General features: G+C 45.3%; 22 protein-coding genes. All 22 read left to right on the plus strand.

Features of this window, described 5'->3' with window-relative positions; translation table 11 throughout:
- The first annotated feature begins 81 nt into the window (after positions 1 to 81).
- Entirely contained in the window at positions 82 to 333 is a 252-nt protein-coding gene (locus tag JOD82_RS26360) for a hypothetical protein (protein ID WP_209950237.1), read from the plus strand.
- Positions 334 to 344: 11 nt separating this feature from the next.
- On the plus strand, positions 345 to 701 hold the full coding sequence (locus JOD82_RS26365) for an Acb2/Tad1 domain-containing protein (RefSeq protein ID WP_209950238.1): 357 nt from the start codon (positions 345 to 347) through the stop codon (positions 699 to 701).
- Positions 702 to 859: 158 nt separating this feature from the next.
- Complete coding sequence (locus JOD82_RS26370; protein WP_023987524.1) at positions 860 to 1,075, plus strand: hypothetical protein; 216 nt, start codon at positions 860 to 862, stop codon at positions 1,073 to 1,075.
- 167 nt (positions 1,076 to 1,242) lie between these two features.
- A complete protein-coding gene (locus JOD82_RS26375; RefSeq protein ID WP_209950239.1) occupies positions 1,243 to 1,497 on the plus strand; it encodes a hypothetical protein in 255 nt (84 codons plus the stop codon).
- Positions 1,498 to 1,499: 2 nt separating this feature from the next.
- A complete protein-coding gene (locus tag JOD82_RS26380; RefSeq protein ID WP_209950240.1) occupies positions 1,500 to 1,706 on the plus strand; it encodes a hypothetical protein in 207 nt (68 codons plus the stop codon).
- Between the two features lie 62 nt (positions 1,707 to 1,768).
- Positions 1,769 to 2,080: a hypothetical protein gene (locus JOD82_RS26385; RefSeq protein ID WP_209950241.1), complete on the plus strand. Its 312-nt coding sequence runs from the start codon at positions 1,769 to 1,771 to the stop codon at positions 2,078 to 2,080.
- Between the two features lie 15 nt (positions 2,081 to 2,095).
- A complete protein-coding gene (locus JOD82_RS26390) occupies positions 2,096 to 2,287 on the plus strand; it encodes a hypothetical protein (RefSeq protein ID WP_209950242.1) in 192 nt (63 codons plus the stop codon).
- Between the two features lie 63 nt (positions 2,288 to 2,350).
- Positions 2,351 to 2,608 (plus strand): hypothetical protein, encoded by a 258-nt coding sequence (locus tag JOD82_RS26395; RefSeq protein WP_209950243.1) that lies wholly within the window; start codon positions 2,351 to 2,353, stop codon positions 2,606 to 2,608.
- Positions 2,601 to 3,002 (plus strand): terminase small subunit, encoded by a 402-nt coding sequence (locus tag JOD82_RS26400; protein WP_209950244.1) that lies wholly within the window; start codon positions 2,601 to 2,603, stop codon positions 3,000 to 3,002. The genes JOD82_RS26395 and JOD82_RS26400 overlap by 8 nt, the downstream gene beginning before the upstream one ends.
- Positions 2,995 to 4,248, plus strand: coding sequence for a PBSX family phage terminase large subunit (locus JOD82_RS26405; protein ID WP_209950245.1), 1,254 nt, complete (start codon positions 2,995 to 2,997; stop codon positions 4,246 to 4,248). The genes JOD82_RS26400 and JOD82_RS26405 overlap by 8 nt, the downstream gene beginning before the upstream one ends.
- A gap of 20 nt (positions 4,249 to 4,268) precedes the next feature.
- Positions 4,269 to 5,741, plus strand: coding sequence for a phage portal protein (locus JOD82_RS26410; RefSeq protein WP_209950246.1), 1,473 nt, complete (start codon positions 4,269 to 4,271; stop codon positions 5,739 to 5,741).
- Positions 5,738 to 7,435, plus strand: a complete 1,698-nt coding sequence (locus JOD82_RS26415; RefSeq protein ID WP_209950247.1) for a minor capsid protein — start codon at positions 5,738 to 5,740, stop codon at positions 7,433 to 7,435. Before JOD82_RS26410 ends, JOD82_RS26415 begins: the two co-directional genes overlap by 4 nt.
- A gap of 258 nt (positions 7,436 to 7,693) precedes the next feature.
- Positions 7,694 to 8,299: a phage scaffolding protein gene (locus JOD82_RS26420; RefSeq protein ID WP_209950248.1), complete on the plus strand. Its 606-nt coding sequence runs from the start codon at positions 7,694 to 7,696 to the stop codon at positions 8,297 to 8,299.
- On the plus strand, positions 8,299 to 8,655 hold the full coding sequence (locus tag JOD82_RS26425; protein WP_209950249.1) for a hypothetical protein: 357 nt from the start codon (positions 8,299 to 8,301) through the stop codon (positions 8,653 to 8,655). The genes JOD82_RS26420 and JOD82_RS26425 overlap by 1 nt, the downstream gene beginning before the upstream one ends.
- Before the next feature lie 29 nt (positions 8,656 to 8,684).
- Entirely contained in the window at positions 8,685 to 9,674 is a 990-nt protein-coding gene (locus tag JOD82_RS26430) for a major capsid protein (protein WP_209950250.1), read from the plus strand.
- A 17-nt stretch (positions 9,675 to 9,691) separates the two neighbouring features.
- Positions 9,692 to 9,886 carry a hypothetical protein gene (locus JOD82_RS26435; RefSeq protein WP_209950251.1) on the plus strand — a complete coding sequence of 65 codons (195 nt, stop codon included), beginning with the start codon at positions 9,692 to 9,694 and terminating at the stop codon, positions 9,884 to 9,886.
- 13 nt (positions 9,887 to 9,899) lie between these two features.
- Positions 9,900 to 10,274, plus strand: a complete 375-nt coding sequence (locus tag JOD82_RS26440; RefSeq protein ID WP_209950252.1) for a head-tail connector protein — start codon at positions 9,900 to 9,902, stop codon at positions 10,272 to 10,274.
- Position 10,275: 1 nt separating this feature from the next.
- Positions 10,276 to 10,647, plus strand: coding sequence for an ABC transporter ATP-binding protein (locus JOD82_RS26445; protein ID WP_209950253.1), 372 nt, complete (start codon positions 10,276 to 10,278; stop codon positions 10,645 to 10,647).
- Entirely contained in the window at positions 10,644 to 11,042 is a 399-nt protein-coding gene (locus tag JOD82_RS26450) for an HK97 gp10 family phage protein (RefSeq protein WP_209950254.1), read from the plus strand. The genes JOD82_RS26445 and JOD82_RS26450 overlap by 4 nt, the downstream gene beginning before the upstream one ends.
- Before the next feature lie 4 nt (positions 11,043 to 11,046).
- On the plus strand, positions 11,047 to 11,472 hold the full coding sequence (locus JOD82_RS26455) for a phage tail terminator family protein (protein WP_209950255.1): 426 nt from the start codon (positions 11,047 to 11,049) through the stop codon (positions 11,470 to 11,472).
- A complete protein-coding gene (locus JOD82_RS26460; RefSeq protein WP_245249149.1) occupies positions 11,465 to 11,713 on the plus strand; it encodes a hypothetical protein in 249 nt (82 codons plus the stop codon). Before JOD82_RS26455 ends, JOD82_RS26460 begins: the two co-directional genes overlap by 8 nt.
- Positions 11,713 to 13,035, plus strand: coding sequence for a phage tail sheath family protein (locus tag JOD82_RS26465; RefSeq protein ID WP_245249150.1), 1,323 nt, complete (start codon positions 11,713 to 11,715; stop codon positions 13,033 to 13,035). Before JOD82_RS26460 ends, JOD82_RS26465 begins: the two co-directional genes overlap by 1 nt.
- The last annotated feature ends 1 nt before the right edge of the window (position 13,036 follow it).

Here is a 13,036-nt window from a genome sequence, read left to right on the forward strand (position 1 = left end):
TGGTAGAAAGTATTGAGTGAAAAGAAGACGAAAAGCGACGGGAAACCGCCGTTTTTTTACGTTAAAGGGAGGAAACAAACGATGGCACAGAATTACGCATATCTTGACCAGTATGGCATCCTGCATCTGCACGATGAGGAGCATGCCAAACAGCACGGTAAACATGTTGCTACTGAACTGCAAGCAGACGAAAGCGGATATCCAGTCGTAGAGGGTAACGGCGTAGTGTATTACACAGACGAGAATGCAGCATACATCAAGGGCAACCGTAAAAATGGACAACGTATCAGTACGCCGGCTGTGATTAAGCAACTGGCAGATCAACTCAAATAGGAGGGCACAAATTGGAACTGGTAAAGGTAAAGAACGGATTGCTGACTGAAAAGTATGCTACAGTTCATCATGAAAAGGACTACCAGTACAACGCGCCGCACTATTTTGAGGTTCAAGATCATAGCGGTAACGTCCTGGGGATTGTTCATTTCCAAGAAGGACCGATCCAAGAAGCTGGAGTAAATGGAGTAACCAACGAAGATTTAATTGCTATGGTTCTTGCACGTCTCGAAGGATTCCAAAACAGTGAATTTCGATGCCGTGATAATGCAGTCGTAATCACAAAGCTGGAAGAAGCACTTCTGTGGCTTAGAAAACGGACATTGGAACGTGAAGCCCGAGATGTGGAAGGAACACATACTGTTTAGGTAAGGCTTTTCCCGGCTTAGTCCGGGGATATGACACATACAGGATTATAGCGGTTCGATTCCGCTCTGTGTCTTATATTATGGTATATTTGAATATTCAAATAACAGTGCTAATAAGTTACTGCTCTCCTGACGAAATAAAGAACAGGAGGGAAAAAATGATGACTTGGACAGGAATATGGGATAATGCAGGCCCGTTCATTATTGGAGCGATTACAGCGGTAGTGATTTATATTCTAGGTGAAATTTTGTGTACATTCATACCGAGGGGTCTAACAAGAGAAATATATAGGATTCTTTTAATAGTTGCGGTAGTGGTCGGTACAGTAGCTGCGGTTTATATTAGCAGTGGAATATGGTGGGGTATCAGTTAAGTAGAAGTCGCCAATAGGCGGCTTTTTTATTTGGTCTGAAAGAAAATCGGAGGTGCGAGCAGAATGGACACTATTAGAGATGATCGAAAAGAGTTTGAAGAATTGATTAATCCGCTAATTGCAGGGATAACCAATTAGCTGAAAAGCATTGTTAGGGAGGGATTTTGATGGCTAAATATCGTAAAAAGCCAGTGGTAGTTGAGGCTATTCAGTGGAATGGGGACACCAATTATGATGAGGTATGCCGATTTGTCGGTCAAACATTATTTGTGGAATATGCTTATTCAGAACCTTCCTTACAGATATCAACATTTGAGGGGGATTTAACAGCGAGTATAGGGGATTACATCATTAAAGGAGTGGCAGGGGAGTTTTACCCATGTAAACCGGATATCTTCCATGCTACTTACGAGGAGGTTTGAACGTGAAACTCTATACAGACGGAACCATAGAAGGCACACCACAGGAGATAGCGGAGTACAAAGGGTTGAGCACACATTCTATAGCTATAAAAGGTGTCGACTTTAAAATTAAAAATGATGCGAGCTTTGAACGAGTGGTAAAGGCGATAGTTCAGGACTTGGAGGAAAAACGCAGTTTGGAAACAAACAGACCCGTAATTTACATCTGAAAATAGCTGAGAGGTGACAGCTAAGTAGGATACACGGGTCCATTTGTCGTGGGGAGGGAAATATGAACGACCTGTCAATCGAGAAAGCGGAAGAAATAACAGTATCTGTTCATTTAGTGAACCGTGAGATATTCGAATATTACTACCCTGCGGATGAATTAGAAAATGTAGAAGTATTTCTGTCCTGGTACAAGCAGCCTGGCAGGGATAAGGTGTTTACGATTCATACACCGCATCTGAAAGAGATACGATCGTTAAACCACGAAAATATTGTATTTGTATCAGTAGATGGATACATCGAACCATACGGGCGGGAATCAAGATGGTATGAACGCCTTATAGATCGTTTTAGGCTATGGAGAATGACCAGATAAGGGGAGGCGTTAGGATTGCCAAACGAGTATCAGGAATGGATGAAGAAACTCAGTAGAGAAGGCGGATCCATTACGACAGATCCAGATATGGGTTTGGTGAGTATGGAGATAGGCGGGGAAGCGGTAACCTTTGCTACGAAAGAATCAATGACTGGCGATAACGTTGTAAAGATCATCGACGGCAAACCTCCTGATTCTCCACAATAACGCTACATTTTCTATTAAAGAGTTACTTACTGGTGACAGCCAAACAGAAAGAGGGTGGGTGATATGAATGTTAGCAAAAACATAAAGTTGTTACTGTTGAAACTTGGGCAAAAAGGACACGATGTGTCGCTCATACAAGAACAACGGTACTCAAAAGAGTTTAAAAGCGTGTACTCTAGGTACAAGTTGACATTCTGGATTGAAGGTAAAAAGAAAGACAAGAAGACGGGGAAAGAAAAAGATTGCATGGTGCCAGACACCTATGAGTTCAAAAGTGCTATTGAGTTGCTCCAATTTATGGTGGTGACAGCAAATGAATGAGAGGCATAAAGCATTTGCTGATTATTATATCGAAACACAAAACGGAACAGAGAGCTACAAAATGGCTTATCCGAAATGCAAAAAGGATGCGACCGCAAGGGTTAATGCTAGCAAACTACTAACAAACCCTAACATTAAGGAGTATATAAAAGAAAGAATGGAAAGCAAGGAATCGGCCCGTATCGCTAGTCAGGATGAAGTGCTAGAGTTTCTGACACAGGTTATCCGTGGAGAGGTAAAGGATCAATTAGGCCTTGAAACGCCAGTGAAAGAGCGCAATAAGGCTGCTGAACTGCTTGGGAAACGTTATGGATTGTGGGTTGATAAACTGGATGTTAACGCCGTTGTAGCGCCTGTTTTTGTTGACGATATACAGGGTGAAGATGATGGCTAGAAAACTATCCGAATTCATCCCGAAGGCGTTTCATGCGACATGGAGAGCTGCGAATGATCCGAACATCCTCAACATCATAGAAAAAGGCGGTCGTGGTTCGGGGAAATCGTCAGATATAGCACACATCATCGTGCAGTTGATTATGCGTTATCCTGTTAATGCTATTGGCATACGTTATATCGACAACACCATTGAATTGTCCATTTTCGAGCAAATGAAATGGGCCATAACCGAACAAGGTGTGTCGCAGTTTTTCAAGATTAATAAATCCCCCATGCGGATAACATATTTGCCGCGAGGAAATTATATGGCCTTTAGAGGTGCACAGAACCCTGAGAGGCTTAAATCACTAAAAGATGCCAATTTCCCATTTGCCATAGGGTGGATTGAGGAATTAGCAGAATTTAAGACGGAAGAAGAAGTTACAACCATCACCAACTCCTTATTGCGTGGAGAATTGGGAGATGGTCTTTTTTATAAGTTTTTTTACAGTTACAACCCACCTAAACGTAAGCAGTCATGGGTCAACAAGAAGTACGAGTCTGTATTCCAACCGGATCATACACACGTTCATCACTCTACTTATTTGGACAACCCGTTTATCTCCAAAGCCTTCATAAAAGAGGCTGAGAGTGCAAAGGAGAAGAACCAACGGCGTTATGAATGGGAGTATCTCGGGAAAGCTATTGGGTCCGGTGTGGTGCCGTTTGACAACCTTACATTCCGCACAATTACAGATGAAGAGGTTAAAAGCTTCGATAACATCCGGCAGGGCAATGACTGGGGGTATGGCGTTGATCCGGTGGCGTTCGTTCGCTGGCACTACGATAAGACGCGGCGGAAGATATACGCCTTGGACGAAGTATATGGGGTGAAGATATCTAACCGGGAATTGGGCGAAAAGCTCAAGAAGAAAAAGTATGATTCACAGCTCACCATAGCGGACAGTGCAGAGCCGAAGTCGGTGGATGAATTAAAAATGCAGCTTTATTGCCGTTTCAAGGGTGCGAAGAAAGGCCCAGGTTCAGTAGAGTATGGCGAAAAGTGGCTTGATGACCTGGAGGAAATCGTAATTGACCCAGTTCGTACGCCAAACATTGCCCGAGAGTTTGAGAATATTGACTATCAGACGGACGCAGACGGCAATCCACGGACTCGGTTGGATGATAAGGACAATCATACTATTGATGCTACGAGGTACGCCTTTGAAGACGATATGAGGCAGCCAGGTATCTCATTTGATTAATACAGGAAGGAGGACATGCATTGAGCACAACACAAGATATCATCCGCATGCTTGAGGAAAACTCTCCAATGACCAATAAGGAAATAGCTCTGCAAGAGGTCACGGATTTCAAAGGATCTATGAAGCGTCAACTCATGATCTTGGGGCAGATGTATTATGAGAACAAGACGAAAATACTTGAGAAGAAGCGTACTGTTGTTGGCGAAGGCGGGGTAAGGCAAGAAGTTCATAATCTAGCTAACAATAAGCTAATACATGGATTTGTTCGCAAACTCGTAGATCAGAAAACAGGGTATCTGCTTTCCAAACCATTTAGCATACAAACTGACGGTCCAGATGAATACAAGAAACGTCTTAGTGAATACTTCGGCAAAGACTTTCAGCGTACACTTAAGAACGTTGGCAAGAATGCAATCAATAAGGGGATAGCCTGGCTACAGGTTTATTACACCGAGACTGAAGAACTTGCCTTCAAGAGCATTCCGAGTGAGGAAATTGTCCCGCTTTGGAAAGATTCAGCGCATACAGAGTTGGATGCAGTCATTCGATTCTATGATGTGATCTATTACGAAGCTAAAACCAAGAAGACCATTACAATAGTTGAGTTTTGGGATTCAAAAGGAGTCATGCGCTTCTCTCAAGACAAGCTAGGTTCAAATGATTTGAGTCCGATAGGAGAAGTGGAATCTCACTTTACAGCCATAGTAAACGGTAAGGAAATGCTTCTTAATTGGGAACGCCCGCCTTTTGTAGCGTTTAAGTATAATGACGAAGAACAACCGCTTATAGAAATGATCAAAACCTTGGTGGATGATTATGATTTGCGGATGTCGGAGAATGCGGACAATATCGAGGATATGCCGAGCAGCATTATTGTGCTGAAGAATTACGGTGGCGGAAAGTTGGAAGATGCAAGGCGGAACTTAGCTCAACTACGTATGGTTAGGGTTGATGGGGACGGTGGAATTGATACTATAGGAATCGACATCGACACAACGGCTCTAAGCAACCATATCGCTGAATTGCGTAAGAGTATATACGAGTTTGGACGCGGCGTTGACACGCAAACGGACAAGTTTGGTAACAATCCATCCGGCATAGCCCTTCGCTCACTCTATCAGGATTTAGATTTAGATGCGAATACGATTGAGGCAGAATTTCAAGCCTCGCTGGAACAACTCCTTTGGTTCGTAGATCAACATCTGTATAACACAACAAAGGTTGACTACTCCAGTTATGACGTTGATTTCATTCTTAACCGGGACGTTATGATCAATGAGACTGAAGCGGTTGAGAATGTCAAAAACAGCGTAGGCATACTGTCCGATGAAACTAACTTGGCAAATCATCCTTGGGTCACTGATGTTCAAGCCGAAGAAGAGCGCAAAAGGAAAGAATCTGCCGAGGCCTTAAAAACAGTGCAAGACCAGCCTTATGGCGGTACGGGCGGCAATCCTCCTGAGACAGACCCGAAACAGGATGAACAGTCATGAAGTCCGAGGAATACTGGTCAGGCCGTATGGATGCCCTCAATGAGGCGCAGCTAAGCAAGGGTGATGCTTATGTCCGTAAAATGGAGATAGAGTATGCCAAGGCTAACGCAGCCATTCAAAAGGATATTGACGCGTTTCATCAACGGTTTGCTAAGAATAACGAAATGGGCCTAGCTGAAGCGCGGCAAGTGCTCAAAGCTGGCGAGCTCAAAGAGTTCAAATGGACTGTTGAGGACTACATTAAGGCAGGCCGTGAGAATGCGGTCGATCAGCGTTGGATGAAAGAGTTAGAGAATGCATCCATCAGAGTCCGTATGACTCGTCTTGAGGCTCTAAAGTTACAGATGCGGCAACATGTCGAGGTATTGACTGGAAAGCGTCAGGCAGGCGCTAAAGAGCTTATGGGCGACATATACAAGGATGGGTACTATCATTCCATCTTCGAGCTCCATAAAGGCACAGGGCTAGGTGCTACATTCTCCAAACTGGACAAACGGCAGATTGAGGCGGTCTTATCGAAGCCTTGGGCAGCCGATGGATCTAATTTTAGCGCTCGTATCTGGAAAGACCGGGACAAGCTGGTGCATGAGCTTCAAACCGTACTGACTCAAGGAATGATACGCGGCGATACACCGGACAAGATGATTAACGCGCTGTCTGACCGTATGGGAGTTTCCCGTTCAGCAGCTGCGCGTATTATCCAAACGGAATCCGCCTACTTTGCCGGTCAATCCCGTATGGATGCCTATAAGGAACTGGGCGTAGAGCAATATAAGTTTACGGCTACCCTGGATAAACGCACATCAAGTATCTGCCGGCACATGGATGGAGAGGTATTTGCGGTTTCAGAGGCTGAGGTAGGTGTCAATTACCCGCCGTTGCATGCCTATTGTCGTTCAACGACGATTCCTTATTACGAGGACAATGTTCAGGAGCGAATAGCTCGGGATGAAGATGGAAAGAACCAAGCGGTACCCGGTGACATTACCTATGAGCAGTGGGAAAAGGAGTATGTTAAGCCAAACACACCGAATGAACCCACAGAAAGCAACGTGCCTGATCCTGAGGTTGAAGAACCTGGAGGCAGCTTTAACCGGAAATACAATCCTAAAGCTTCTTACCATGTTGATCTGCCAAGCGTATCCGAACCGGTATTAGAAAAGTTAGCTGAGGTTAACCGTAGCCTAGCTCGGGAAGGTCACAAAGCTGGCAAAGAAATCATGGTTATTATGGATCAGACAGCAGGCAAAAAAATTGGCAGAGCTGACGGTATCATAAACAAAGTCACATTTACTCCTGAGATACATGAATCACTTGTCAAAGCGCCGCCGAATAGCGTAATCCTTACTCACAATCATCCAAGAGGAACAAGGGTTAACGTTAAGGATATACGCAACATGGCGATTTATCCGGCTATATCTAGCCTGCTTGCAGTTGGGCATGATGGTGGAGTAAGTGGAGTATCATCTAATGGTAAATCCTCCGATCTGCTTGTGTTTAATAATGTGCTGGAATCTACCGCATTGACCGCTCTTGAGCAGTTACAAAGCAGCGAGAACTATGCTACAATGTCAGAAACAGCCAAGAATGAGTATATGGATTATCTATGGCTACAGTTAATAATTAAGAAACTGGGGTGGACGTATGTCGAAGACTTCCAAGCAGCCAAAGCGGACTATCGGTTTAATCGATGATACGCCGCTAAAGTTGGATTTTACTAAAACGCCTGAAGAAATAGCTGCTGACATGCTAAGGCAAGTCAAAGAGCCATTTGAAAAACAAAATAGTAAGGATTAAAGCCTGATTGCACATTTAGTTGCAGCAGGCTTTTTATTTTGCCCTGCCATATGGCTATAAACTGGGTACCGCCCTCTTTAAAGGTTCGGGGCTGACTGAACGTATCCTATGCGTGGTGGGTTACACGTCATAAAAACTAATTAGGGGTGTTACTGATGGATTTGAAAGAATTACTTGGAGAAGATTTGTATAACCAAGTTGTTGAAAAGGCTGGTGATAAGAAACTAGCGGTCGTAAATGATGGCAACTGGTTCCCTAAAGATAAATTCGATGAAGTGAACAATACCAAGAAACGACTCGAAACGGATCTGAAGGACCGGGATAAGCAGTTGGCTGATTTGCAGAAGGCCGCAGGGGATGTGCCAGCGCTACAAGATCAGATTACGAAGCTTCAGACGGACAATAAAGCCGCTACCGAGAAGTACGAAGCTGATATGAAGGAACTGCGCTTGAACACAGCACTTAAGATGGCTTTGAGTGGTCAGGTTCATAACGCTGATATTGTAGCGAAGCTACTGGACAAAACAAAAATCGAATTGGACGACAATGGCGCTATAAAAAGCGGTTTGGACGACCAACTCACAGGCCTTCGCGAAAGCGATGGTTTTTTATTTGTGCCAAAAGAGGAAGGCAATACGCAACCGACTTTCAAAGGTGCTAAACCAGCAGAAGGTGCAGGAGCAGGCAACCCACCAGCACCATTGAAGGGCTATGACGCAGGCAAGTCTATTGCCGAGCAAAGAAATGGGAGTGAAAAATAATGAATTTGAATCCACGAGTTAAAGAGTATGGATCACAAAAGGAAATCCTTTATGTCGTAAAGGGCTCCATTGAAAAAATCGGTGGGGTTACATTGGATGGCACAAAGTTTGCTGTAAACACACTTGTTCCAGCCGGTACAGCAGTCAGCATCCAAGCTAACGGGCTGGCTAAACCTTTTGCAGACGCAGACACAGGTAAGGTTTATCTCACGTCACATGACGTATTCACAGGTGATGCAACCACGCAAAACGTCATCGTAGGTGCATGGGCAGAAGCTTTGGTTGTGGAAAGCAAACTCACAGGCGTTACAGCAGCATTTAAAACAGCGGCAGGCGGACGTTACCGCTACTACTAAAACGGGGATAAGGGAAGGGGAATATATAAATGGGTATTCTTTCATTGGATCAATTTAAACAACCGGAATTCATGGGGTACGTCGAAAATCGGGTACTAGCGCGGCAATATTTGCTTAAGGCTGTCAGTGCCATGGATACAACGTACGACCTTGATTTTAGCTATGACGTATTTACACAAACGTACGCGCCAAGCGCATCTATCACTGGCTGGAACTCTGGTGCTCCATTGCGTGACAAGCAAGGTCTGAAAACACTTACTCAAGAGGTGGCAAAGATTCAGCACGGATTCCGTTTGGATGAGCGTGAACAGCTTAAATTCACGAATCCACGTGTGGATAACGAGCGCCAACGGGCAATTCAACGCATCTATGATCAAACTGACCGCCTAATCGAGGGCGTGAACGATACAGAGGAATGGTTGAGAGCGCAGGCCGTTTATAACGGTGTTATCGTCTATAACAAAAACGATGTGCAGATTAACGTTGGTTTTGGGCTGAGCGCAAAGGTAACTCCAACAGTTCTGTGGTCGGATCGCGCCGCTTCTACGCCGCTGGATGATTTACGAGTGGCTATTAAGGCATACAAAGACGCTAACGCAGGCCAAGCGCCGCGGTATATCGACATTTCGGGTGACGTTATGCTTGATCTGACTCTCAATGCTCAGACAAGAGGCGCGTTGTTCGGCGTTAACAGCGCTATGCTTCCTACGCGGGAGCAAGTACAAGGAATCATTACACAAATCGCTGACGCTCCAATTACGATCCGTGTTAACGACGATGTGGTTTCCTTGGAAGGTGCGGCACCAACGCGGTTGCTGGAAGCTCGTACGGTGGCGCTGTTAGGCGAACAACCTATCATCACTGTACAAGGTCCAACAATTGAAAAGAACTTTGAACCAGGAATCTATGTACTGCCTATCGTAAAAGAGGGTCCACCGCCAAGTGAAGAAGTATACGTTGGTGAATCTGCTTTCGTAGCTGTACAAAAACCGTCCCAAATCTACCGCTTGTCGGTTTAATAGGAGGAACTTATATCATGGCAAAACAAAAATATAAGGTACTATCCCCGGTGATCCAAGCCGGGGTTATTGTGAATTCTGGTGAAATCGATCTTGACGATAAGTATGGAGCCAAGCTAGTTGAAAAAGGCGTACTTGAAGAAGTAACACCAGCAAAGAAAACGGACAGCGCAAATAAAGCCGAAGCGGACACCGCAAATAAAACCGAATAGGCTGGTGAGTAATATGGACCCGAAGCGTCTTGAAGCCTTACTCGCCAAGCTAAAGGTTCTGCTTGGACTTCCAGTCACCGAAACAGATAAGGATGTGCAGTTGTCTTTTGCCCTCAACTTTACGATTGACGGTATCAAAAACTACTGCAACTGCTCTGATATCCCAGAGCAGTTGGAAAACACAGTGCTGTTGATTGCTAAGGACTATTACCTTAACCAGTTTGTAGCTCCGGCTGCAGCTGGCGAGGGTGAGAAGAACGTCCAGAGCATCAAGCGTGGTGACGTGCAATTCACATTCTTTGCGGATGCTAAGCAGGGCGTTGAGGGTACAGCTTTTATTAAGGCATATGGCGCACAGCTAAATGCCTTCCGCAGATTGAGGTGGTAGCATGCAACTGGGCAATCCAACAACTGAACGCAAGCTGCTTGAAATGACCTACACAGGCGTTTGTCAGGTAGAAGGACAGATAACCTACAAAGACCCGGTAACAGGCACTGAGCGACCGCGCAAAGGCGTTATATTAGACAACCAGCCGTGTGCATTGTCTCAAGCTTCATTGCCAAGTGCGGCCCAAACGGACACGAACAATGATGTTGCCTATGATGGGAAACTATTCATTGCACCTGACATTGTTATCCCGTCTGGAAGCCGCATTTATGTGACGCAGGACGGCATGAGCTATGAGTTTCAGCAGTCAGGCGAACCTTTCATATACCCAACACATCAAGAAATCAAAATGAAGCGGGTTGGTAAGGCATGAGCTTTGCTGAATTTGATTTTTCAGAGTTTGAGCAGCTGGGCAAGAGCCTGCGAAAGATGCAAGCTGATTACCCACAGTTCGTCGAGAACTGCGTAAGAGAACTTGCCAGCAGGCTTTTAGCTAAAACGGTGGCGAGGACTCCCGTAGATACGGGGATGCTCCGGCGTAACTGGCAACTAGGGCCTGTAGAGCGCGTAGGAGGGGGTTACAGTATCGAATTGTTTAACCCTATCGAATATGCGCCTTATGTGGAATATGGACACCGCACCCGGTTACACACGGGCTGGGTGGAAGGCAGATTCATGCTCACCATTTCCGAAAGGGAACTTGAACGCGAATTGCCTGCGCTCATGGACCGTAAGCTTAGACGCTTTATGGAAGACCATTTGAGGTGATGCAATGGAAGATGTAAAAAACGGAATATTGAAGTACCTGAGCACCTTTCAAACTGGTGCCCCGGTGTACGACGAAAGAATTGAGCAGGGTTTTCATGAACCGTGCTTTTTTGTGCTGCTCATAGACGGCGCACAGGCACGAGAGTTAGGCCGCCGCTACATGCGGACTAATAGTTTCGACATTCACTATTTCCCAGACCCAGACAACCCGGAGAAGCGCCGTGAATGCGAAGCAGTAGCTTATCGGCTTTATGAGGAATTGGAGTACATCCAATGGGAAGGTAGCTTGTACAGAGCGGTGGGGTTGAAACACCAAATCGTCGATGATGTGCTGCATTTCTTCCTGGATGTGAATGTCCATTTAATGCGTCCAAAGGGACCAGAAACAAAAATGAGGACTTTAAAACAGGAGGCTGGTATACGTGGCTGATACTGATAACCAAGAAACAGAAACCGGGGCAACGCCTGTTGTGGCACCTACGAAGAAAGAGACGGCAACGTCTGCAGCTTCGGTAGAACCCCGTTTTGCCAAAGTACAATTTCAAGAATCTCATCAGTTTACACAGATTGAAAAAGATACACTGAACGTCCTTCTAGCGGATGACCAGGATTACACCATTAGTGAAGCTAGACGCGTTCTCGCTGAATGGTTAAAGAAGGAGGTTAAATAATGGCCGGTACATGGGTTACACAGAACCAGGATCTACCTGGCGTATATACCAACGTCGTTTCCGAGCCTAAACCGCTAGGTACATTGAGTGATCGCGGTGTCGTCACCTTGCCGTTGACATTAAGCTGGGGGCCAGCAAAACAAATCATTACCATTGATGCTGGTGATGATATCGCAAAAGCGTTGGGATACGACATTACAGATACAAGCCTCCTGCTGGTTAAGGAGGCTCTTAAGCGCGCCAAGACGCTGTTGGTGTACCGATTAAACGAAGGAACAAAGGCTACAGTCACAAGTGGCAATCTTGTTGCTACAGCGAAGTATGGAGGCGTGAGAGGCAATGATATTTCCATTGTAATTCAGGCTGACATTGATACGCCTTCTAGCTTCAACGTTCGCACCCTGGTTGAGGGCCGAGAGATGAATACTCAAAAGGTTACCAACATTGACGGGCTGGTTCCGAACGAGTGGGTGACATTCAAAGCATCTGCTACTGACAAAACGTTGGCAGCCACGGCGGGAGCTCCATTAGCTGGCGGGGCAAATGGCACTGTAACCAACGCTGATCATTCCGATTATATGGCAGCCATTGAGACCCAAGATTTCAACACCGTTGGAGTACCATACGATGATGCAACGTTGAAACCTTTGTACACCACTTACGTTAATCGCCTGCGGAATGACGAGGGCAAAAATGTACAAGTGGTACTACCAAACTACAGTGCGGCCGACAGCGAAGGAGTAATAAACGTCACGAACGGCGTTATTCTTTCGGACGGTACGGTGATCGATAAGGTTAAAGCAGTTGCTTGGGTCGCAGCTGCAACAGCCGCGGCTAACGTTAACGAATCACTTACTTATGCTGACTACGACGATGCAGTAGATGTAGATGTGAGGTTCACGAACCGTGAAGCAATCGCAGGTGTGCAAAGTGGTCAATTCTTCTTTATCTATAAAGGCGGCAAGGCCAAAGTACAGCAGGATATCAACACGTTCCGCAGCTTTACGCCTAAAAAGAATAAAGACTTTCGCAAAAATAGAGTCGTTCGTACATTGGATGGGATCAAGACTGATTTACAACGAGTCTTTGAAAAGTCATACATCGGCAAAGTTGATAACAACGTTGACGGACGTAATCTCGTCAAAAAAGAAGCTATCAATTTGTTCGAACTTAATCAACAAATCAGTGCTATTGAGGAGTTTAATCCTCAGACGGACGTAACGATCGTGCCTGGTACAGACAAAGATGCTATTTACGCTGAGTATTACGTTAAACCAGTAGACAGTATCGAAAAAATCTATCAGTTAGTGAGGGCGAGATAAT

The sequence above is a fragment of the Paenibacillus sp. 1182 genome, from assembly GCF_017833915.1.
Classification (GTDB): domain Bacteria; phylum Bacillota; class Bacilli; order Paenibacillales; family Paenibacillaceae; genus Paenibacillus; species Paenibacillus polymyxa_D.